This window comes from Actinacidiphila sp. bgisy145, from assembly GCF_057708125.1.
Window position 1 is genome coordinate 105,354 of sequence record NZ_JBYIRL010000024.1, and the last position, 22,780, is coordinate 128,133.

Genomic DNA, 22,780 nt, shown 5'->3' on the forward strand with positions numbered 1-22,780 from the left:
ATGGCCTACAGCGTGATTTCGGGCATCGTGATCGTGGGGCTCGCCATCGCCCTGGTCATCGGGTCCTTCTGGAGCGAGGGCAGTCCGCTGGGTGTCCGGCGCCGCCACGGGAAGGGCGGCGGCGCCGGATGAGGTGACGGCGCGGGCGGTGCGGAGGTCAGTGGACCTCGCCGTGGCGGTGGCCGCCGCCTCCGCCCCGCTTGCGCACGTACATCTCCCGGCCGGCGACCGACCGCTGCTTCCACTCGCGGCGCAGTTCGGCGCGCAGCCGCTGGTCGGTGCGGGAGGCGATCCAGGCGTTCTCCCGCAGCAGCTTGCGGTAGCTGTCGAGGCGGCGCTCCGGCAGCGTGCCGTCCTCGAGCGCGGCGAGCACCGCGCAGCCCGGCTCGGTGCGGTGCGAGCAGTCCGGGAAGCGGCACCCCTCGGCCAGCTGCTCGATCTCGGCGAAGACCTGGCCGAGCCCGGTCCCGGCGTCCCACAGGCCGACACCGCGCAGCCCCGGGGTGTCGATGAGCACCCCGCCGCCCGGCAGCGGCACCATGTCCCGGGTGGTCGTGGTGTGGCGGCCCTTGCCGTCGGCGTCCCTGGTGGCCTGCACCTCCTGGACGGACACCCCGGCCAGCGCGTTGGTCAGCGTCGACTTGCCGGCGCCGGACTGGCCGAGCAGCACCGTACTGGCCGCGAACAGCACCTCGCGCAGCTCGTCGAGCCCTTCGCCGCTCTCGGCGCTGGCCACCACCACCCGTACCCCCGGGGCCGCGGCCTCGGCGTCCGCGAGCAGGTGGGTGGTGTCGGGCACCAGGTCGGCCTTGGTGAGCACCACGAGCGGCTGCGCCCCGCTCTCCCAGGCCAGCGAGACGAACCGCTCCAGCCGGCCCAGGTCCAGCTCCAGGGCGAGCGAGACGCACACCGCCACATGGTCCACGTTCGCGGCCAGTACCTGGCCCTCCGACCGCTTGGACGACGTCGACCGTACGAAGCGGGAGCGCCGCGGCAGCAACTCCCGTACGAAGCGCGGGTCGTGGCCCGCGGGGTCCACGGCGCCCCAGTCCCCCGTGCACACCACGCGCATCGGGTCCCTGGGCACCACGAACTCGGTGTCGGCCCGCACCACCCCGTCGGGCGTGAAGACGTCACACAGCCCGCGGTCCACCCGCACCACCCGCCCGGGCACCAACCCGCGCTCGGCGTACGGCACGAACTCCGCCTCCCACACGTCGTCCCACCCATAGGGCACGAGGGCATGCGAGGAAGCATCACGAAAAGAAAAAGACAACGGAAACCCTTCGAACAGGGCCCCGGCCCACGCGCCCCCAACAGGCGCGCCGCACAAGCAGGAAGAAGTCAGCCGGAGACCACAGAGGCGAACTGCACGATCAGCCGAATACGGGCAACACCCGCCACAGAAACAGCCATCGGGTCACACCTCCCTGATCACACACACGACCGACGCGGCCACCCCGACAGGCGCCGCTCTCTACCAACCCCCGCACCGTAGCCCCTCCCCCACCACCCCGCCACCGAATTACCCGCCCACTCACGCAGCAAGACCCACCCGCGCCAGTCCCACGCCTGGTCAGCCGAGTCACCGCGGCGGGCGACGGGCCAGCGGTGCCGCCCATGAACTGCTCCAGCGCGGGCACGAAGTCCCCGGACGACAGTCCGTTCAGGTAGAGCAGCGGGAGTACCCCGGAGAACGTCGGCGACCTGCAGCGCCACAGGGCCAGGATCCTGGAGGAGAATCGCTGGCGCTCGCCGGTGGCCTCGTCCACGCGACGGTCATTCACCTGGGGCGGGATGACCTCGACCGGGCCGGCCGCGGTGACCACGGTCCGGGACCTATGACGTCCGTTGCGGACCACCATGCTCCGCCCGCGCTCATCGGATTCGGCAGCCAACTCGGCTATGTAATGGTTGGCTTCCGCTTCCAGCGCGGCAGCGAGCATCCGGTATGCGCCTTCACGGACGACCTCGACTCCGCTACCCGTTCCGGTGTCGGCGGCGGCACCAGGGCCGGGGAGTCGTCGCCGACATGCCGGGAGGCGTTGAACTCGTCGACCGGGCAAACCAGCCGGACACCGAACGCTGCCTCGATCTCGGCCGCCTTGCGGGCCTGCAGGAACCGGTGGAACCCCTTGAAGATCTGCACATACTCGCGCCGGGTCGACGTCGACCGGCCCTTGACCGCCAGGTCGCCGACCACCCGGTCGATGTCCTCCGGCGTCACATCCCACGCGGGTCGGCCCAGAGCTGCGAGGGTTCGCTCCAGCAGGCCGATGTCATTGTTGATGGTCACCGGGCTGAACCCGCGGGCCCGCCAGGAGGCGACGAACGCGTCGACGCATGTGGTCTGGAACTGCCACGGGTCCGTCGCAAGCGGTTCCTGCGGGACGGCCCCGCCCGCGATGACCTGCAGTCTCGCCTCGGCCACCGGCACACCTTCCTCGCACCTGAACGGTCAAGGCAGCACCTTGAAAACCAGGGCGCTACCGCGAGAAGCAACGAGGACCTCAGGAGCGGGATACGGCCAGGTGGCAGCCGCAACTCTTGTGAGGGAACAAGTGCCAGCCCCAGATGGCTGGACCGAGACGTTTACGGACCCCCGACTCTGCGCGGCCATCGTCGACCGCCTCACCTTCAACGGCACCATCATCGAGACCGGCACCGACTCCTACCGCCTCGCCAGCACCCAAGCCCGAGCTGAGGAACCGGTCAGGGTCAGCTGAACCATCTGAGTCCGCCCCGCCTGCGGCGGGGCGGACTCAGAGCCAGGACACCTGGGCCAGCCGTGAGATCCTCTCCATCATGTTCGAGAGCGGGCGCAACCAGCGGGCGATAGCAGGCGTCGAGGCCCACGTTCGCGACTTCTTCACCGGCCACATGATCACGGTTAGCGACTATGACCTGGGACCTGGGCGAAGGGAAGCGGTTCCCGACCTGCGGATCGTCACCGTCAGCCCAGGACCGCGCGCCGACAGCTGGGCCTACATCACCGCCGGCTGCTGTTCCACGGTCGAGACGGACGGCCACGGCCTCGAATTCGTCCTCACCGCTCCCGTCCGCGACGAACGCTTTCCTGAGCTCCTGGCCATGACCGCCAATTACCACGCCGATCACCACCTCAATGTCGAGCACAGCCTGCCCATCGGGGAGCCGTGGCTGCCCGGGTCCCACTGCGACCACCTGCTGATCAGCCTCCCCTACCTCCATGGCCCTGACCTGGAGCACTGCCCGCTGCCGGACGGCCATGCCCGCATCCTCTTAGCCCTGCCGGTCACCGCAGCCGAGATGACATACCGCCGCGAGCACGGTCATGAGGCCCTTGAGCAGCTCTTCGACGAGCACGGGATCGTCCCAACCGATCCAAGGCGTCCATCCGTCGCCTGAACCTCGCGGGCACAGTCCGGGCACAAGCGGCAGCCGGGAAGTCCTCCAGCGCCGTCAAAACTCGTCGACAAGTTCAGGCGCAGCCATCACCGATTGCCGCCCAAAGTCATCGACAAACGCTGTCCGCCCTCATGAACGAAGCCACCTGACCGCCTGCCGGACAACCCGCTTCATGAAAGCGCGAGGCTAGTTAGAGACTACGAGTACCCAAGACCACCAGAGTCGGGTCCTGTCATCGCCGGGTGCGTTCGCGGACCTGGCAGCGCAGGAGGTCAGTCACGGCAGCTGTAGTTTCGACGTCTGCGCTGGTCGGCGGCTTGCGGGGCCGGTCGCGGGCACGGGTACGGCCACCGTGATCATGAACGTTTGTGACGACGTATCAGGATCAGGTGGCCGTGGAGGCCACGGTAGCCCAGGCTGCCTGGGGCCGGTTGTTCCGGGCAGCGATGGACGCGATCGCGGACTGCTTCGCACGGCGTGAGACACGCACGACAGCAGCTGAGATGGTCACAGGGCTGCTGACAGAGAGGGACACGCGCAACTGCTGGACGCTGGCCGAGGCGCTGGGGCATCCGGGTCCGCATCGGCTGCAGCACCTGCTGTCGCGCGCTTCGTTCGACCACGACCTGGCCAGGGAAGCGATCGCCCGACTGGTCGTGCGTGAACTCGCGGGCCAGGAGGTGGTGCTGGTCGCGGACGAGACGGGGGACGCGAAGTCCTCGACCGGCTGCGTCGGGGCCGGCCGCCAGTACTCCGGCGCGATCAAAGGGGTCGGGTTGTGCCAGGTCGCCGTGCACCTGGCCGTGGTCACCGCGTCGGTGCGGGTGGTGATCGACCGGGCCCTGTACCTGCCGAAGGACTGGGCCGCGGACGAGGAACATCGCGAGGCGGCCGAGTCCCCGAGGAGATCATGTTCGCGACCAAGCCGCGGCAGACCGCCGCCATGGTCGAGAACGCGCTTGAACTGGGGGTGAATGCACGCTGGTTCACCGGCGACGAGGTGTACTGCGGCGGACTGCCCGGGAGTCTGCGGGAGTTCGGGCTGGGCTACGCGGTCGGAGTGTCCCACGCGTATCCGGTCACCGATGGAGCCGGTCGCCGGTGGAGGGCCTGCCAGCCGATCAACAAGGTGCGGCCCGGCCAGTGGATGCGGATGCGGACCGGACACGGCACCAAGGGCACCCGCGAGTACGACTGGGCCTGGGTGGAGGTCCGCGCGGACGACACTCCCGACGGACACAGCGACGGCGTGAGCGTCCTGGTCGCCCGCCGGCACCGCTACACCGGCGAGGTCTCCTTCTTCCGCTGCTGGGCGCCCGGGGACGTCACCCTCGCCCAACTCGTGGAGGTGATCTGCCGCAGATGGCGGATCGAGGAGACATTCCAGCTCGGCAAGACCTTCGCCGGCCTGGACGAAGGTCAGGTGACCTGCTGGAACTCCTGGATGCGCTGGTCATTGCTCTCCCTGATCGCCGCCGCCGTCCTCGCCCTTACAGCCGCTGCCACGACCATTACCGGCCCCACCGAACCGGGCCGCCTTTTCCCCCTGACCTGCCCCGAACTCATCCGCCTCCTACGGGCGTTCGTCCTCACCCCAGCCGTCCGGAACGTGGAACACGTCCTGCACTGGATGGCCTGGCGCCGCCACCATCAAGCCGTCGCGCAAGCCTGCCACCAGCGCCGACGCACCCTCCAGGACCAGCCATAACCGGAACTACAACTGCCGTGTCAGTCCGGTCGTCCCCCAGGCGGAGGGCACCAAAGCCCCGGAAAAAATGTTGGCGACGCGCCCAGGAGCAGGTTGATGGGGCAGTTGTCGCGGGCGTGGTATTCGTAGGCAGCGGCCTCCGAACGACACAGCCTGAACTTCGAGCGACCCGCATGTGGAACCCTCGTCGTTCAAGATTTTCTCCATCCAATGCTCGTCTTGCACCATGAAGAATCATCCGCTGCTGAGGATCCCAAGTGGTCTCATGCTCTTCTTTCCGTGCGCCTCGGGCGACTTCGGAAGCACGGGGGACTGGGTTCGCAAGTCGACAAACTACTGAACTTGATTGGGTGATGTCGGCGCCGTTCGCCTGACAGCTGGCCGTCGGCGCCGATAGCCGTTGGGTGTGAGGTACGCGCAGGGCGGCGGGCTGACCGACGCCGAGAGGATCACGCGGGAGCGGTTACGGCTCCAGGCCGTGGAGCGTTTCGAGGGCAGGCAGAAGAGCGCGGAGATTGCCGCTGCCTTGCGGATCAGCTTGCGGTCGGTCGAGCGGTGGCGCAGGGCCTGGCGCGAGGGCGGCGAGGCGGGAGTCCTGTCGAAGGGGTCGCCGGGAAGATCTCGACTCAGTGAAGCCCAGATCGCCAGGCTGGAGCAGGAGTTGGAGCGTGGTCCACTGGCTCACGGCTGGGCGGACCAGCGGTGGACCCTGGCACGTATTAAGACGCTGATCGGCCGGCTCTTCCACGTCTCCTACACGGTCGAGGGCACCTGGCGGCTGCTGAAGTGCCACAGTTGGAGTTGGCAGCGGCCCACTCGACGGGCGATCGAGCGCGATGACGACGCGGGGGAGGTGTGGAAGAAGGAGACCTGGCCGCGAGTAAGAGCACTGCGGCGGAGCGCAACGCCTGGATCGTCTTCGAGGACGAGGCCGGGCAGTCGATGACTCCGCCGCGTGCCAGGACCTGGGGCGGAATCGGCCTGACCCCGGTCGTGAGGGTGAGGGGCCGGGGCTCGGGACGTGTGTCGATGTCCGAGATGGCCTGCTACAAGCCGGGCCAGCGGTCCCGGCTGATCTACGCGATCCGCGAGTACCGGGGCCGCAAGGACGAGCCGAAGGGCTTTGGCTGGCGCGACTTCCGCGACCTGATCGTCCGCGCTCGTATCCAGCTCGGCGGACCGATCGTGCTGGTCTGGGACAACGTCCGCCTGCACCTGACGGCCGGCATGCGCGAGTTCATTGACGCGAACGCCGAGTGGCTCACCGTGTTCCAGCTGCCCACCTATGCCCCGGACCTCAACCCGACCGAGGGCGTCTGGTCGCTGGTCAAGCGTGACATCGGCAACCTCGCCGCGGCCGACCTCGGCCAGATCACCCGCGCCGTGAAGCGCAAACTGAAGATGCTGCAGTATCGACCGGAGGCCATCGACGGCTGCCTCGCCGGCACCGACCTGGCCCTGGACCTGTGAGCGTGGGGTCGACCGACCCGAAATTGGTCAAAGCCCAAAGCTGCTGGTCAGTTACGGTGGCGGCATGACCGACAGCCTGCCCGAGGACGTAGCCGACGTGCTTGCCCTCGTCCTGAACCAGGACGAGCTCGTTCACGTCGCCCTCCGACGGCAGGTGCCCCAACTCAGAGTGCAATCCCGCTGTGAGTGCGGGTGCGGCACTGCCTACTTCGACCTTGACGTCGACGCGGTGGAGCCCGCGCCAACCGGCCTCGGCACCGTCGTGGCTGCAGACGTGCTGCTGTTCACCGAAACCGGCGAGTGCCCTGGCGAGGTCCTGGTCTTCGCGCAAGGCGGCTACCTCTCATGGCTGGAGGTCTGCCCCTGGAGCGATGACGTCGAGGTGAATCTCGCCGCGGCGCGGCGCTGGCTACAGCCATCGTCTTGAACTCGAGCCGGTAACAGCTGGCGGTCTCGGACCTGACGCCGTCACCACGCGTCGACCGACATCACGAGTTCAAGTTCAGTATCTACCCGAGAAATCCTAACGCCTTCACCACGGCAACCTATACAGGAATAGAACAAATCGATCCATCGATCGTACCGACCACTAGTACGGTCCGACCGGCGCCGTTAGATCCAGCGGCGAGAGAGAATCCGGACGGAAATTCGCCGAACCGTTCCCCTGTCTCAATTTCCCAGCAGCCGACCACTGCATCGTCGCTGGCCGCAGCAATGTGCGGAGACCCTCCGGAATCAAATAGAGCAAGACCGGTAGGATAAGCGCCTATAGAAATCGTACGACCAACCTGCCGACCATTCCGAACGTCCCATACGCGGACATTGGATTCGAAATCCGCACACGCAAAGAGCGGCGACGATCTTGCGCCAATCCCTACGGTAAGCAATTCCACTCCATCTCCGGAGCGGAGACTATCGACAAATTCCCCCGTGTCGGCATTCCACTTACGAACCACTCCCATCTCATCGCCCGACAGGATTACCGCCGACTCACCCGCGCAACTCAGTACATCAATAGCCTTTACCGACGCATCATGCCCGAGCATAGGAGATCCAATGATGCCACCAGTCTCAGCGGACCATCGACAGACAGAGCCGCCCGCCAATGCACCAACAATAAAAGACGATCCATCGGAAAGAAATCCCGCCGCAACGCCCCACGTTGTTTCCTCCCCCAGTCTCCGCCCAAAAACTGGTTCTCCCGTAGCCCCACTCAGTACCGCAATTCCGCGTTCGGTCGCAACGGCCACATCAAAATCTCGTCGCGTTGAAACCACAACGATCTGAAATGCACCGTCGCCACCAGCTCCCGCGTTCCTCCACTTCATCGCACCCGACTTCACATCCCACAATGCCAGACCCGGATTCCTGGGATCTCCACTCGAAGCCACCAGTCGAAATTCCCCAGTTTTGGGACCAACTCCAAGTGGCCAAATCGATCCTTGGTGGGCATTCCGAATCCATCCAGCAGAGACGTCATTGACAGCCACCGACACTCCTCACGGTTGGCGCGAACGGCGTTCAGCCGTGCTTCCCTCGCATCCTACTCCATCTCCTCGTTCTCGAGTCCCCCTCCTGCTCCACCAGCATCCGGAACTCGGCCTCCCACCAAACCTTCATCCCAAAGTTCCACCGCGAGGTCCAGGGCAGACATTTCAGATGACGTCTTTCCAAGGCGAGCTCTCTGTTCATTTACAAACCTATCATCGAATTCAACATTCCCTATCCATCCATGACTTTCTCGCTTTGATTTTAGCTCCGATTCCCCTTTGTAGTACTGTGCATAATTCTCGCATTCGATAGAACAGAACTTATTAGTTGAGAAGTCATTATAAACTTCGCCAAGATCGCCGCCCAAGTCACTGCGTTGAACATCGGCGTTTCTTTTGAGCTCCTTTGCGGCATATTCCGAGTGAGTTCCCTTGGGGCCTTGAAAGAGTGGCACCTTCAGGTCTTTCAATTCTTCAACGATCTGCTGATTCTCCTTCAGCCTCATATCGAAATTCCCATTTACGAACATTACAACCCTCGCAGTCACTACCTCCTGCCCATTCTCATCCTCGGTATTTACGCCAGCCATCGTTACGTAAAAATTGGCCTTCTTTTTCCTGAACCAGCCTTTATCCATATAGGACTGAACAATCTTCATTGCCTGTACGTAGGTTCTCCGAGCTCCTTCAGATACCAGAGATGCCCTCACGCGGTCGGTTATTTTTTCTAGCTTGACACCTGTCAGGTTGTCGGTCGACTCCTCGGTGACTTCGTCACCGGCCGATGCTCCGGTAGATCCACCTGATGTGCGGGTCACCCCGTCGCCAGCACCATCGCCGTCAAGCATTTGACCGGTCGAGTCAGACGAATTGACAGGGTTGTTGTCGCTGTATGCGTAGCCGTTCCACTGCTGGGGATCGGTGATCGTGCGGAGAGGGTCGGGGTTGAGGAAGCGGCCGAGAGTGGGGTTGTATTCGCGGGCGCCGAGGTTGGTGAGACCGGTGGCGAGGTCGGCGGTGCCGCCGACGTAGCCCTTGTCACCGGGCCATGTGGTGGGTGTGGCGGTACGGGTCTCGCCGAAGGGGGTGTAGGCGCGGCGGGTGACAGTGAGGGAGTCGGCGCTGATGTCGGTGGTGGAAGTACCTTGGGGGTCGGGGAGTTGGTAGTCGAGGGTGCTTCCCGTGCTCCCTGTTGTGGCGCTGCGGATGGTGGTGGGGGCCCCGGCGACGTTGTAGGAGCGGTTTGCGGCGGTGACTGTGCCGGCCTTGTTGATCGTGAGTTCGTCGCTGCCGAGGTAGACGGTGGTGGTGCCGTCGTCGGTGCGGGCGGTGAGGTTGCCGTCGGCGTCGTAGTGGTAGTCGGTGGTGTGGGTGGGTGCCGAGGCCGGTCCGCTGGTGAGGCTGGTCAAGTCGCCTTGTGTGTCCCAGGTCAGGTTCTGAGCCTGGTCGGGTTGAGCCTGTCCCCCGGTGGTGGTGGCGATGTTGGTGGGGTTGCCGTCGGCGTCGTAGGTGTACGTCTGGGTGGTGTCGCCGGTGGTGGTGGTGTGGACCGCGTGGGTGTGGTCGGTAGTGTCGTAGACCTCGTTGGTGGTGGCGTTCTTGGCAGCGTCGCCGGTGGTGTCGTGGACGGTTTTGGAGGTGCGGTTGCCGGTCAGGTCGTAGGTGTAGGACTCCCAGTAGGGGGCAGGACCGCCGAGGTTGGCCGCGGTGGAGGTGGTGTGGTCGCAGCCGCCGATGCCGGGAACGGTGGGTGCGTCGGCAGTGTGGGTGGCGCCCGTGTCGCTCCATGCCTGGGTAAGGCGGGCGAGGTAGTCGTAGGTGTAGCACTGGGTGTCGGTGTTGGCTGTGCCGCCGGTGTCCTGGACGTCGCTGGTGGAGGTGATCTGGCCGGCGGGGTTGTAGGTGTAGGAGACGTTGTCGACGGCGGTGGTGGCAGCGGTGCCGTCGGTGTCTTCTTCGCGGTCGTTGGCGTAGCTGAGCAGGCGGCCGGTGGCCATGTCCCAGTTGTCGGTGGTGACGACCTGTTTCGGCTCAAGGCCCTGGGTGGTTCGTTCGACCTGACCCAGGGGGGTGTAGTCGATCCAGCCGGTGTAGTCGTCGGTGCCGCCGACACCGACGGGCAGGCCCATGCCATTGTGGCTGTAGTACAGCGTCTCGTCCGGCAGCAGGCTTCCTGTGCCACTGGTGGAGATCTTTGAGGTGTCCAGCAGGTCCTGGAGCTCTGTATAGGTGTTCGTGGTGCTGTAAGTGATCGCCGCCGTGTTGCCGTAGGCGCCGGCCGGGATGCTGGTGGTGGTGCCGGAGGGCTGGTAGTTGGTGGTGTAGCCGGTGACGGTGGTGGTGTAGGTGGCTTTGCCGTTCTCGTAGGCGGTGACCGAGGTGGGCTGGCCCTTGACCACGTTGTCGTAGGTGCGGGAGGTCAGCGGGACGCTCTTGTTCGTCGTCGCGTCCCAGCCGCTCGTGTTGGTGACCCGTCCGAGTGCGTCGTAGGCGGTGTCGATCTCTCCGGCCCTGTCCGGGCGGCCGTCGATTGCCTGCGTGACTTCGCTGTCGTCGTCGTAGGTGCTGTTGATCGTGCCGGTGTCGGGGTCAGTCTGTTGCGTGACGTTGCCGAGCAGGTCGTAACTCTTGGTCCAGGTCACGGCCTGGGCGGGGCTGCTGGCCGGGTCGGTGTCCGAGGTGAGGGGGCCGATGTCCTTGGTGGCGTGGCCAGCGGCGTCGTAGGCGTAGTCGGTCTTGTCGTAGCTGCCGGTTGCTGTGGCGCCGTGGAATTGCCGTAGTTCGGTGGTCTGTCCGCGGACATCGGTGAGGCTGGCGGTGGGAGTACCGCCCGTCGGTGGCGTGATGTCAGTCTCGTCAGCGCCGGGGTAGGAGGTGGTGGTTGACCACTGCTGGGTGCCGAGCGAGTACAGGTAACTCGCGATCGGGCGGCCTTGGCCGTCGAACGTGGTCCGGGTGCTGGAGGGGACCTGGTCCGCCGTCGGATTGACGAGGGAACCGGTGGGGTTGGAGTCCTTGTTGTAGAAAGCGGCGTCGGTGCTGGTGGTCCAGCCGTGGGAGTCGTAGGCGGTGTCGGTGATGAGTCGCCCGGTGCCACCGTCCTGAGGACTGGACTGTTCCTGACGCAGGTGGAGCAGCGAGTCGTAGATCTTGTAGTCGATACCGTAGTTGCCGCCGTTGAGCAGGCTCTGGGTCTCCACCGCACTGGGCACGGTGGCAGAGACGGTGTAGCTGTATTTGTCGTTCGGGGTGGAGGAGTTGGCAGCCTGGGTGTGGTCGGGCAGCCACACCTTCGTCAGGCGCCCCAGTCCGTCGTAAGTCTCGGTGGTGAGGCGGCCGTTGAAGTCCGTGACCGTCAGCGGGAGCCCACGGCCAGGGTCGAGGGTGGTCGTGGACTTCCAGCCCATGGCGTTTGTGGCCACCGTGGTGAACGGAAGGTACTTCGCTGCGGCGTCTGAAGTGCCGTACGCGGTACCTGTAGTACGGCCTAGTGGATCGACTGTTCCGGTAATACGTCCATAAGCGTCGTAGGTTGCCTTCGAAGGTGCCGCCCACGTGATAGTCGAACCCGTGGACGACTTCGCCTGCTGGGTAGCGGTGGGGTTTCCAGCGCCGCTGACCGCGCCCAGGGCAGAACCAGCTGTGGCTCCGTCGTACCAGACACGGTCCGCAGCAAGCGTGTGAGCGTCCGGGCCGGTGACACAAGCTCCAGCCTCCGTGATGACCTGGTCAGGGTAGGCCATCATGTTTCGCGCACTGTCGGAAGCGTACGTCGCCGAAACGCACTTTTCTGGCGTGGTAGAAGCACTGACGGGTGTTCCGTTGGAGTCGACTTCGCCCTTGTCATCCACCGTTGTGGGCAGACCGGTTGACGTGTCGAAAGTGGCAACTGTCTCAGCGGTACGCCAACTGCCGTCGGCTTTCAACTGCCTGGTGTCGGTCCGATCCGTGTTGACAAAGTGGGCGGTGAGGTCGGGCAGGCTGCTGCCGCGTGAGTGGGTGGCGGTGGCCTTCGAGAGCCAGGGGTGGTTGACAGTTTCTGTCTGCGGGGTGCCGCCGTCCTTGTCGTAGACGGTTGTCTGGTAGGCGAAGCCAGACAGGGCGTTGTCGTCGGTGAGGGTGTCGCCTGCCAGGTCCTTGACGCTGCCGCCCATGCCCTGGAGGTAGTCGGTGACCGACTTGGTGATCGGGTCGGAGGACTTGCCGGTGCGAGTGGTGACTTCGGAGAAGCCGCGGAAGTCACCGTAGGTGCGGGTCTTGGTGGTGGTGAATTCGCTGTCGTCGCGGTGCCAAGCGGGACCGCTGTAGGTGTAGCGGGTGACCTGGGCCGGGGACGCGGTCACCTTGTTGTCGGTCTGGTCCACCTCCGCGACGGGGTAGATGTAGAACCAGTCGAGGATCGGGTCCTCGTAGCCGGGTGGGGTCCAGCGCACCGGGTAGCACAGCGAGGTGTCCGCGGTCTCCGACGGCGGTGAGGTGCGGGAGCAGGTGTCCTGCCGGTACTTGACGGTGATGTTCTCGCCGGTCTCGGTGGTCAGGGACTGCAAGCGGTAGCGGTAAAGCGGGGAGATGTCCTGGGGTTCTTCGAGGCCGTCGACGCGGTTGGGCAGAGTGGCCTGCCCAGTGAGGGTCAGCGCCGGGAGGGTATTCGGTGCTGTCGTGTCGCCGCCACGGGTGTCGGAACCGGTGTGGGTGACGCTGGCCAACCACATTGACGGTTTGGCACCGTCCCCGGCGATCGCGGGGTAGGTCTGGTTGAGGGTGTAGGTGTCGACGTTCGACCAGCCTGGCGTCTTCAGCGACTCATCCCACACCTTCGTGGTGATCGTGTGCAGCCGCATCGTCGACCAGAACGTCGGGCTGTAGTTCTTGCACGTGCCCGTCGAGGCGCAGTTCTGGTCGAAGGGGACGTCCGGCCAGTGTGAGGACGTCGAGGAGGTCGGGGCGGCGCAGTCGCCGGTGCTGGGGGTGTTGTCGCACCGCTGCATCACGCCGAAGGTGACCACCGCGCCGGGGTTGGCCTTGGCGACGTAGTCGGGGACGCGCTGGCCGTAGGAGATCGTGGAGAGGTAGCCGCCTCGGGTGTAGGCCGTCAGGGTGTGGGAAGCGCCGGCGCCGTAGTAGTTCTGCTCGACCTTGTAGGCGTAGCTGGTGATGTTCTGGTTCGGGTCTACGACGAAGTCGAGGTTCCAGCGCCAGCCTTGGGTGCAGGAGGAGGCGGCGAAGGTGGAGGCGTGGCAGGGCTCGCCGCTGTCGTTGCCGTAGACCGGCACGCCCCAGGCGGCGTTGGTGCCGGTGTCGCTCCCGTTGCCGCCGGCGGCAGTGGGGAGGTGGTCTGCGCCGAAGTAGTACTGGGTACCGTCATCGGTGGTCAGCCGCCAGTACGTGCCGGAGTTCAGGCCGTTGGTCGCGCCGGACAGCTCCTCGACGGTAGAGCCGTCGTCGTCCGACAGCCGCCACTTGCCGGCGGTTCCGGTCGGCACCAGGTCGCCCGAATGCCCGGCCAGGGAGATCGCGGCATTGTCGCCGGCCCAGCACTCGTCGTAGTCGCTCTTCAGCGTGGTGTCGTCCGGGGCATCGTCGGAGCAGGACCGGTAGGAGCGCTCGATGAAGCCCGGGTTGTAGTCCCAGCCGTCACCGACCCAGGACGCCTGGTTGTTCGTCGCCGAGGTACGGCCGTCCACGGACGCCGAGTTGTAGTCCAGCGCCACTTTCGGGGCGTCGCCGCCCACCGACGGGGGGACCGTGATCGGGTAGTCGTACGTGAACGCTCCCGTGCTGCCGCCCCCGGCCCACTTCCCCGAAGGCGCCAGCGAAGTCGCCGTGTACGAACCCGCGCCGCCCGACGGTGCTGCGTCCGCCGCCAACACCACGGTTCCCACACTGGTGTCGGTCACCGCAGGCAGGGCAATGTCAGCGACAAGCTTGTGCGCCGAGAGGTCGTTCGCCGACGCCGCCACCGGAGTCTCAGCCTGGCACGCCGCCACGGACGGCGTCGTCAGCGCACACGCGGGCAACTCGACCAGCCGCAGCCGTGAGGCGTAGTCACCACCGTAGGCGTCAGCGATCGACTTGTAGTCCAACGCCACCGACGCTCGCGAGGCCGCCACCGGCGCCCGGGTGAAACGCACCTGCCCCAACGCGACCGCGAAGCCCCGCACCCCCGCCTTGGTCGACGCAGCGTGCCCGGCGACCCGAACCGACACCGGTGACGAGGGCACTGGCACCAAGGCGTCCGCTCGGGTCGCCGCCTTCGCCGCTCCGGTTGGCGGCAACAAGCCCTTCGTCAGCGCACCTGGCGCACCCACCGTGACCGGCGTCCCAGCCACCGTCGCCGTGGACAACGCTCGGGCGGTCTTCGCCCCATCATCTGAAGAGTTGTCGCTGCTTCTTTGCGCGGTTGCCGTTGGTGTCAGGGAGACCTGAACAGCCTTGGCGGCGGGCCACGTTGTCGCCGTGGGGGTGAACGCCCGCATGGACGTTGAGGTCTTCTTCGCCGTGGTGGCGCTGTCCGCGGGAGTGACGCTGACCGATGGTGTCTCCGGCAGCGGGGAGGGCGACCACAGATCCGGCTTCGTGCCGGGTGTCCACCCGGACGGGCCTTCCGCCACCGCCACCTGTGCTAGCGCGCCACTGGCCACCAGCGTCATCGACGCCGCCACCACGACGCCGAATCTTGTCAGCCGGAACAGCCCAGCCCTGGCACGTGACATCACAAGCCCCCCACGATCCCTGCACAAGATGATGACAACCTGAGCACCGTACGCGGCAACGGCGATGTCGCGAGTCAGAGATTGATCATGTCCTCACCAAGATATGCCCTCCGGGAGGCAATCATTCCCCTTGAGCAGGCGCCCTTCTTGTCATCTCTTTGGACGTTATGGCGAACAAAGTCCTGTCACAGTGAGCAAATTGCGAGTCAAACGCAGTCCGTCCTGGCGCTTTCTACTCCGGTTTTCGTACTAGTGTCCGCCGTCGCCCATGCTCACCTCCGGGATGCCGGCTGGAAGACGAGGACGCATGCACCACACACCCCTGATCGCCAAGATGCGGCACCGCACCGTGGCTGCCTTGGCTGGCGGCGCCATCGCCGCGACCCTGCTCATACCGGTATCGGCCGCGCGCGCCGACTCCTCAACAGACCCCGGCCCTGCTCCGACCGCGTTGCAGCAAGCGGAGGACACGGCATCCACACAAGCCGTCTCCACCGGTCAACCCGTTGCCGTGGACGCGGCAACCGAGGCAGACAGCACCGTCACCGCGCAGCCGGACGGCACCTTCGTACAGACTGTGAGCTCTGAGCCTGAGCGGTTGCAGCGCGACGGCGCGTGGATACCGTTGGACGCCACGTTGCAGCCGAACGGCGACGGCACCTTGTCGCCGGTCGTTTCCACCACGGGGCTCGTGCTGTCCGACGGCGGGTCCGGGCCGCTGGCCACGCTTACGAACGCGGGCCGTCAACTCGCCCTGTCCTGGCCCACGTCACTTCCCACGCCGACGGTGACCGGCAACCAGGCCGTGTACGGCGATGTGCTGCCCAATGTCGACTTGGAGGTGACCGCGGACGAACAGGGCGGCTTCAGCGAGGTCCTGGTGGTCAAGACTGCTCAAGCAGCGGCCGACCCGGACCTCGCCAGTCTGACCCTCGCCACATCGGGCCAAGGCGTAGCCGTCTCCACCGACGCCGGAGGCAACCTCACCGCCACCGACACATCTACCGGCGCCGTCGCATTCCAGGCCGCCGCGCCGCTGATGTGGGACTCGACCACTACGACGCAACCGGCCGCAAACGGAACCAAAGCCGCAGCCCGTACCGCAGTCGCACCGGCCGATGACACCACGACGGCTGTCGACACCGACAGCGCTCCGGGGCCAGGGGCACAGGTCGCCCCTGTGGGTGTGAACGTGACCACCGGCGGCGACATCCGGCTCACCCCGGACCACGACCTGCTCACCGGCAGTTCGACCCACTACCCGGTCTACATCGACCCCACCTGGGTGTCGGTCACTGACACCTCCACCGGCTCCACCTACGTCCAGTCCGCGTACCCCGGCACCAGCCGCTACGGCGACACGGACAACGTCCTCGGCGTCGGATACCAGGGCTATGCGAGCCCCACCGGCAAAGAGCGCACCTACTACCAGTTCAGCATCGGCGCCACCATGGGCGACAAGCACATCAGCGACGCCAAGCTGAACGTCACCCAGTCCTACTCGGCCGACTGGAGTTGTACCTCTTACACGATCACCGAGACGAACGTCGGCCACATCAGCAGCTCCACCACCTGGGACTCCCAACCCACCGCCTACACCCAGACCAGCACCCACGGCTTCACCGGCTCGGGAAATGCCGACTGCGCCGGCACCACCAAGGGCGCATTCGACGTCACCGGCTCCGTCAGCAGCGACGGCGACGGCATCGCCACCTATCGCCTGACCGGCAGCGAGAGCAACCAGACCGCCTTCAAACGCTTCAACAAGAAGGCGACCCTCACCATCACCTACAACACCCCACCCAGCACCCCCACCTCCCCCACCTCCAGCCCCAAGCCCGTCAACCCCTCCAACGACGGCTGCGACGGCACCTACGGCTGGGTCGGCAAAAACAACGGCATCACCCTGTCCGCACACGTCTCCGACCCCGACGGCGCCAAGCAGAACATCCGCGGCCAGTTCGCCTTCTGGGACAAGGGCGGCTCCGGCACCGCCACCGCCAGCAACCTCATCTCCACCGGAGACTCCGACGGCAACTCCGCCACCGTCACCGGGACCGGCGGAACCGTCCACATCACCGTGTCACCGACCGCCCACCCCCTCAAGGACGGCCACCTCTACGGCTGGCACGTCCGCGCCGACGACGAGATCGACCAGTCCACCGAAACCCCCAACTGCTACTTCTGGTACGACGCCACCGCACCCACCGGCCTGACCGTCACCTCCACCGACTACCCCACCGACGGCACCGGTACCAAACACCAAGGTGACACCGCCACCTTCCACCTCGCCGCCACCGATCCAGTCCCCTCCGGCGCCCACGCGAGCGGCTTGAACCACTTCGACTACTCCACCTCCTCCTCCGCCGCCCTCGCCGACGACGGCGGCACCCACGCCACCGCCACCACGGCCGGAACCTACGACCTGAAGTTCGCACCCTCCGTGTGGGGAACCAACACCCTCTGGGTCGCCGCCGTCGACAACGCCGGCAACGAATCCCAACCCGTCGCCTACACCTATTACGTCCCCGCCGACATCACCGCCCAGGTCCACCCAGGCGACATCGACGGCGACGGCACCCCCGACCTGCTCGGCGCCGACTCCGCCACCGGCAACCTCGACCTCCTCCCCACCACCACCGAGATCCCCGCCAACGGGCCCACCATCGCCGCCGACCCCGCCGACGCACCCCCCGCCGCCGACGGCACCACCACCTGGGCCCACACCCTCCTCGCCCACCGCTCCAGCACCACCCACTCCACCACCAACCACTGGATCGACGACCTCTGGGCCTGGAAAAACGGCCGTCTCTTCCTCTACGCCAACAACCTCAACAACTCCGGCGGCCTCGAAGGCAACAGCAACCGCTACTTCACCGCCTCACACCGCGTCTCCGTCTCGCGTCCCGCCTGCACAAGCACCGACTGCAGCAACTACCTGTCGGACTGGAGCGCCGTCGCCCAACTCGTCGCCCCAGGCGACATCGACGGCGACGGCATCCCGGACCTGATCACCGTCGAGAACGACACTGCCTGGCTCTTCCTCGGCAGTACACAGACCGGCCACTTCAGCGCTGCCTACAAGCTCGGCACCACCACCTGGACCGGCGACACCCTCATGGCACCCGGCGACGCCACCGGTGACGGCACCCCCGACCTGTGGGCACGCAACGACGCCACCGGCGCCGTCTACCTCTACCCTCTCACCGGCAACACCACCGACGGCTTCACCACCGCAACCGCCATCCAAATCGCCTCCCCCGGCGCCTACCTCGCAACCGACCGCCCCCTCATGACCAGCCCCGGCGACATCGACGGCGACAGACACCCCGACGCCTACACCATCACCAACACCCACCAACTCTGGGAAAACCCCGGCGAAGCCCCCACCGCCGACACAGGCGCACGCCTCGCCGCCCACGCCCTCGTCAGCACCAACCCCATCTGGAACACCATAACCAACCTCGCCTGACGCCCAGCCCGCACAGCGCCATAGGGGTGACCGCATGAAGCACGACGCGGTCACCCCAACACCTTCACTGCGCTCGGTCGCCGCCCGGCGCGGAGCATTTTGTCACTGAAAACAGTGCGTGCCCCGCTCTCCCAGGCCAGCGAGACGAACCGCTCCAGCCGGCCCAGGTCCAGCTCCAGGGCGAGCGAGACGCACACCGCCACATGGTCCACGTTCGCGGCCAGCACCTGGCCCTCGGACCGCTTGGACGACGTCGACCGTACGAAGCGGGAGCGCCGCGGCAGCAACTCCCGTACGAAGCGCGGGTCGTGGCCCGCGGGGTCCACGGCGCCCCAGTCCCCCGTGCACACCACGCGCATCGGGTCCCTGGGCACCACGAACTCGGTGTCGGCCCGCACCACCCCGTCGGGCGTGAAGACGTCACACAGCCCGCGGTCCACCCGCACCACCCGCCCGGGCACCAACCCGCGCTCGGCGTACGGCACGAACTCCGCCTCCCACACGTCGTCCCACCCATAGGGCACGAGGGCATGCGAGGAAGCATCACGAAAAGAAAAAGACAACGGAAACCCTTCGAACAGGGCCCCGGCCCACGCGCCCCCAACAGGCGCGCCGCACAAGCAGGAAGAAGTCAGCCGGAGACCACAGAGGCGAACTGCACGATCAGCCGAATACGGGCAACACCCGCCACAGAAACAGCCATCGGGTCACACCTCCCTGATCACACACACGACCGACGCGACCACCCCGACAGGCGCCGCTCTCTACCAACCCCCGCACCGTAGCCCCTCCCCCACCACCCCGCCACCGAATTACGCGCCCACTCACGCAGCAAGACCCATTCGCTCCGACCCCACGCCCCCTCCCACAACGAGCACGTCGATCCGGGGCCGCCGGCAACCCGCGCCCACACCCGTCGATGAGAGTGCGGTCGCCAGGAGCGGCCATGCCGATGCTGCGGATCGCGGCGGCGTCTCGTACCCGCCGCACGCTGCCTGGCTGCCGCCCAGGACGACGACGAAACCACCATCACCGGGGCCCGTTCCACCGCCGAGACGACCGGCGGCCGCGGCCGCTCCGGCTACCTCGGCCACCGGGTCCTGGGCACCCCCGACCCCGGCGCGATCGGCGCCGCCCTCCTCCTCACCGCGCTGGCCGACGTACACGTACCCCACGTCGCCATCCACCCCCGCCTCCGTCTTGACCGAGGCGGAGGTGGCCAAATGCACCAGCCAGCCGTGGCGCCAAGCTGTACACCGCACGTCAAGACGCGCAGACACGAAGGGGCGGGCCGCAGGAGTCCTGTGGCCCGCCCCTTCCTACGGCTACGCGGTACCGAAGTCGGCAGCGCCTGAGCGGACCCGATCGATGAACGACGACCAGGCGCTCGGCGCTTTCGCTGTAGCGCTTCCAGGAACTGCGGCGTCTCGTGGGGTGCGAGCGCCGATGCCCGCAGTGCTTCGAACCTTCGGGAGAACCGCCCACGTCGCGCTTCCGAGCAGGCGACCGACGGCCGGCGACGGCGGCGTTCACGGCCTACCGCCGTTCGTACCAGGCCCGGATGGACGCCTTGTAGCCCGCCGGCATGTCGAGCCCCGCGACGTCGTCCGCGGTGAACAGGCCGACCTGCTTGTGCTCGTGGCTGGCGACGGGTGTCACCGAAGTGTCCCGAGCTACCGCACCGTACGTCACGCCAGCACCTCCCGTGCGACGGCCTCTTCGGGCGTCCGATCAGCCGCCTCACCGGTCTCCTGAGCGACGATCTCCAGCCGACCGCCGGGCAGCTTGGCGGACGGCTTCGCGGAGCGTCTCGCGCGGGGTCTCGGTCCGGCCGGTGCGTTCGGCCTTGAAGCGCTCCTGGCTTGTGGGTTCCTTGGCCGCGGTGCCGTCGCCCGGGTTGAGCTGGCGCAGGACGGAGTCCTTTTCTATCTGCCGGGCTTCGGCCTGGGTCTTGCGCTTGTCGAACTTCAGGTCGGCCGCGTGCCGACGGCAACCCACCGGCACGCGGCGGCGTCGCCTTCCGGGGCGATGCCCACGGCTCCCCGACCGGCACCCGTCATCCACGCCGGCCGCCGCACCGCCACCGGCGAAACGCGGCCCCCTGAGCGGTCCCGGCGCGGCACGCCGGGCGCTACCCGGCGACCGGGCGGGGCAGCACGGCCCGCACCCCGGCGACGAACTCGGGCCGGTCGGCGCGGGACAGGATGATCCCGTCGGCCACCTCCGCGCAGCGCGCGGCGAGTTCCACGGCGATGCGGCCGCCCTCCTCGGCGGCCGCATCGCCCGCCCGCGCCATCCGCTCGACCAGTTCGGCGGGCACGCAGCCGTCCGGCAGTTCGCGCCGCAGCTGCTCCGCCTCCGCCAGCGACCGCAGCGGGTGCACCGTGGCGAACACCGGCACCGCCCCGCCGACCTGGTCCAGCAGCGTGTCCAGCGCGGCCCGGGAGTAGACCGGGCTGGTCACCACGAAGTGCGCGCCCGCGGAGATCCGGGCGCCGATCCGGGCGCGGTCCGCGGCGGTCAGCGCGGGCACCGCGCGCAGCCGCACCCCGATGTCGAAGTGCGTGGGCGCGGCCAGCCGCAGGCCGTAGCGGTCGACGCCTTCGTTGAGGCCGCGCAGCAGCTCGATCAGGCCGACGGCGTCGACCGCCCAGCGCCCGTCGGCCTGCGCCCGGTCGCCGCTGGCCGGCGGGCTGCCGTTGCCGCACACCAGGCGGGTGACGCCGCGGGCGTGCCCGCCCAGCAGGTGCGCCTGAAGCGCCGTCACGGTCCGGCTCCAAGTGGTAACCGTGGCCAGCGCCGGTCCGCCGGTGTGCTTCTGGCAGGCCGCCGCCAGGTCGATCGACTGGTTGGTGCTGGTGTACCGGGAGCGCTCGGGCCCCGAGGTCGCGGTCACGATGAGGTCGGCGCCCGCGGCGCGTACGGCCGCGGCGGCGTCCGCGGCGGACTCCCGGTCGCCCGCCTCCGGTACGACGTACGCGCCCAGCAGGGGGCCGCCGCGCGCGGCCGGCATGTCCCTCACACGTCACCTCCCAGTGCGTTGACGATCTCCAGGGCCACCTGGGCCGCCAGCCGGTCCGGGTACGAGCCGAGGTCGAGCCGGCTGATCTTCTCGGCCCGGTGGATGCGGTAGACCACGGTGTTCGGGTGGGTGTGCAGCAGGTCGGCCGCGCGGCGCAGGCTGCCGTTCTGCCGGAAGTAGGCGGTGAGCGTGGCGCAGTAGTCGGTGCCGTTGTCCCGGTCGTGGTCGATGAGGTCCCCCAGCACGTCACGGGCGAAGCCGCCCAGCTCGCCGGGGTCGCGCACCTGCGCCAGCAGGCGGTGCACGCCGAGTTCGGCGAACACCGTCACGCCGGACAGCCCCGGCATCACGCTGCCGATGTCCACCGCGCGGCGCGCCTCAGTGTACGACGTGCTGATCCGGCCCGCGCCGGTGTGCGGGTCACCCAGGCCCGCGACCAGCCGCACCCCGGGGAAGCGCGCCGCGACCGCGTCGCGGCACAGCGCGGCCAGCGCGGTCAGCCGCCGGGCCAGGCCCGCGTCGTCGTCGCCGGGGACGAGCGCGACCACCTCGGTGTCACGGTTGACGACGGTGGCACCCGGGCAGCGGGTGGCGAGCATGTGCTCGACCAGGTCGATCGCGGCCGTGGCGGCGGTGGGCGCTGCCGCGGCGGGCAGCGGGGCCGCGGGGGCGCCGGCGGGCGGGCGCACCGCGGCAACCAGCACCCGGTGCCGCTGGCCGGGTTCGATGCCCAGGTGGCGCGCCCACCCCTCGGCGTCGGCGCTGCCGGTGCGGTCGCCGACGAGTACCAGCCCGTCGAACAGTTCGCGGCGGGCCCGCCCGGCGGCGATCGCCACGACGCGGCGGCGGCCGAGGACGACCGCGCAGACCATGGCGGCGTGCTCGGTGACCATGATCCGGGCGTCCTCGCCGGTCTCGTCGGCGTCGTGGCCGGCCGTCACCAGATGGGCCACGGCGTCGTCGCCGACGAGGATGGGGGCGACCACGAGCGACACCGCCGAGGCGCCGGCGGCCGGCAGCGACAGGGCGCGGCGCATCCGGGAGGCGGCGGCGACGAGTTGCGCCACCGCGTCGGGGTCGTTGTCCAGCACGCCCGCCAGGCCCGCGCCGCCGGCACCGGCCGGGCCCGGGCCGCTGTCCCCGCCGCCGGCACCGGCCGGGCCCGCGCCGCCGGCCGCCAGTACCGACAGCGTGTCGTCGACGACCGCGGCCCACACCCCGACGCGTCCGGCCACCAGGGTCACGACCTGTTCCAGGTCGCAGTCGGTGGCCGCCAGCCCGGACAGCTCGCCGCACAGCGCCATCACGTGGCGCAGGTCGGCGAACTCGTCGCGCGCGGCGGTCATCGGGGGCGCGCGGCCCGGTGCGCGTGACGTTCCCGGGGTGCGGGCGGCGGGACCGTTTCCAACGCGAAGCCTCCTCGATCCGCGGGCCGCCCCGACCGGCCGGGGACCGCCGAACCCGCCGTCCCCGTAGGCCCGTTGCCGGGCCGGTGCACCACGGCCCGGGGCCGGCGGC

Annotated in this window: 13 protein-coding genes and 4 pseudogenes; 9 read left to right on the plus strand and 8 right to left on the minus strand. The window is 67.8% G+C overall.

What is annotated here, in order from left to right:
* Positions 1 to 132, plus strand: coding sequence for a hypothetical protein (locus tag AC3ERT_RS22205; protein ID WP_435132247.1), 132 nt, complete (start codon positions 1 to 3; stop codon positions 130 to 132).
* A 25-nt stretch (positions 133 to 157) separates the two neighbouring features.
* On the opposite strand, the gene rsgA is transcribed toward AC3ERT_RS22205, so the two are convergent.
* Positions 158 to 1,237 carry a ribosome small subunit-dependent GTPase A gene (rsgA, locus tag AC3ERT_RS22210; RefSeq protein WP_335979762.1) on the minus strand — a complete coding sequence of 360 codons (1,080 nt, stop codon included), beginning with the start codon at positions 1,235 to 1,237 and terminating at the stop codon, positions 158 to 160.
* A 337-nt stretch (positions 1,238 to 1,574) separates the two neighbouring features.
* A pseudogene (locus AC3ERT_RS22215) lies at positions 1,575 to 2,066 on the minus strand (transposase); the annotation flags it as partial.
* A 510-nt stretch (positions 2,067 to 2,576) separates the two neighbouring features.
* Here AC3ERT_RS22215 and AC3ERT_RS22220 point away from each other — a divergent pair.
* The 5 genes and pseudogenes from AC3ERT_RS22220 to AC3ERT_RS22240 all read left to right on the plus strand — a co-directional run.
* Positions 2,577 to 2,726: pseudogene (locus AC3ERT_RS22220) on the plus strand (ATP-binding protein); the annotation flags it as partial.
* A 79-nt stretch (positions 2,727 to 2,805) separates the two neighbouring features.
* The gene (locus tag AC3ERT_RS22225) at positions 2,806 to 3,387 is read left to right on the plus strand and encodes a suppressor of fused domain protein (RefSeq protein ID WP_435132252.1); all 582 of its coding nucleotides are present in this window, start codon (positions 2,806 to 2,808) and stop codon (positions 3,385 to 3,387) included.
* A gap of 368 nt (positions 3,388 to 3,755) precedes the next feature.
* Positions 3,756 to 5,095, plus strand: a pseudogene (locus AC3ERT_RS22230) (IS701 family transposase).
* A 406-nt stretch (positions 5,096 to 5,501) separates the two neighbouring features.
* A protein-coding gene (locus AC3ERT_RS22235; protein ID WP_435132255.1) for an IS630 family transposase occupies positions 5,502 to 6,565 on the plus strand; the annotation gives its coding sequence in 2 pieces (ribosomal slippage) (positions 5,502 to 5,958 and positions 5,958 to 6,565; 1,065 coding nt in all).
* A 64-nt stretch (positions 6,566 to 6,629) separates the two neighbouring features.
* Positions 6,630 to 6,992: a hypothetical protein gene (locus tag AC3ERT_RS22240; protein WP_435132258.1), complete on the plus strand. Its 363-nt coding sequence runs from the start codon at positions 6,630 to 6,632 to the stop codon at positions 6,990 to 6,992.
* Positions 6,993 to 8,108: 1,116 nt separating this feature from the next.
* Here AC3ERT_RS22240 and AC3ERT_RS22245 read toward each other — a convergent pair.
* Complete coding sequence (locus tag AC3ERT_RS22245; protein ID WP_435132261.1) at positions 8,109 to 14,531, minus strand: RHS repeat domain-containing protein; 6,423 nt, start codon at positions 14,529 to 14,531, stop codon at positions 8,109 to 8,111.
* On the opposite strand from AC3ERT_RS22245, the gene AC3ERT_RS22250 reads away from it, so the two are divergent.
* Both AC3ERT_RS22250 and AC3ERT_RS22255 read left to right on the plus strand, forming a co-directional pair.
* Positions 14,530 to 14,811: a hypothetical protein gene (locus AC3ERT_RS22250; RefSeq protein ID WP_435132264.1), complete on the plus strand. Its 282-nt coding sequence runs from the start codon at positions 14,530 to 14,532 to the stop codon at positions 14,809 to 14,811. The genes AC3ERT_RS22245 and AC3ERT_RS22250 overlap by 2 nt on opposite strands.
* 264 nt (positions 14,812 to 15,075) lie before the next feature.
* On the plus strand, positions 15,076 to 18,240 hold the full coding sequence (locus tag AC3ERT_RS22255; protein ID WP_435132267.1) for an FG-GAP-like repeat-containing protein: 3,165 nt from the start codon (positions 15,076 to 15,078) through the stop codon (positions 18,238 to 18,240).
* Between the two features lie 110 nt (positions 18,241 to 18,350).
* Here the strand turns inward: AC3ERT_RS22255 and AC3ERT_RS22260 are convergent.
* Positions 18,351 to 18,803, minus strand: a pseudogene (locus tag AC3ERT_RS22260) (ribosome small subunit-dependent GTPase A); the annotation flags it as partial.
* Positions 18,804 to 19,268: 465 nt separating this feature from the next.
* Between AC3ERT_RS22260 and AC3ERT_RS22265 the strand changes: the two are divergent.
* The gene (locus AC3ERT_RS22265) at positions 19,269 to 19,595 is read left to right on the plus strand and encodes a DAK2 domain-containing protein (protein ID WP_435176347.1); all 327 of its coding nucleotides are present in this window, start codon (positions 19,269 to 19,271) and stop codon (positions 19,593 to 19,595) included.
* Between the two features lie 181 nt (positions 19,596 to 19,776).
* Here the strand turns inward: AC3ERT_RS22265 and AC3ERT_RS22270 are convergent, their stop codons facing one another.
* The 4 genes from AC3ERT_RS22270 to AC3ERT_RS22285 form a co-directional block, all read right to left on the minus strand.
* Positions 19,777 to 19,899 carry an NUDIX hydrolase gene (locus AC3ERT_RS22270; protein WP_435132270.1) on the minus strand — a complete coding sequence of 41 codons (123 nt, stop codon included), beginning with the start codon at positions 19,897 to 19,899 and terminating at the stop codon, positions 19,777 to 19,779.
* Between the two features lie 81 nt (positions 19,900 to 19,980).
* On the minus strand, positions 19,981 to 20,244 hold the full coding sequence (locus tag AC3ERT_RS22275; RefSeq protein WP_435176321.1) for a hypothetical protein: 264 nt from the start codon (positions 20,242 to 20,244) through the stop codon (positions 19,981 to 19,983).
* A 127-nt stretch (positions 20,245 to 20,371) separates the two neighbouring features.
* Positions 20,372 to 21,253, minus strand: coding sequence for a methylenetetrahydrofolate reductase (locus AC3ERT_RS22280; RefSeq protein WP_335979864.1), 882 nt, complete (start codon positions 21,251 to 21,253; stop codon positions 20,372 to 20,374).
* 5 nt (positions 21,254 to 21,258) lie between these two features.
* Positions 21,259 to 22,608, minus strand: a complete 1,350-nt coding sequence (locus tag AC3ERT_RS22285; protein WP_435176323.1) for a PucR family transcriptional regulator — start codon at positions 22,606 to 22,608, stop codon at positions 21,259 to 21,261.
* Positions 22,609 to 22,780 lie beyond the last annotated feature (172 nt).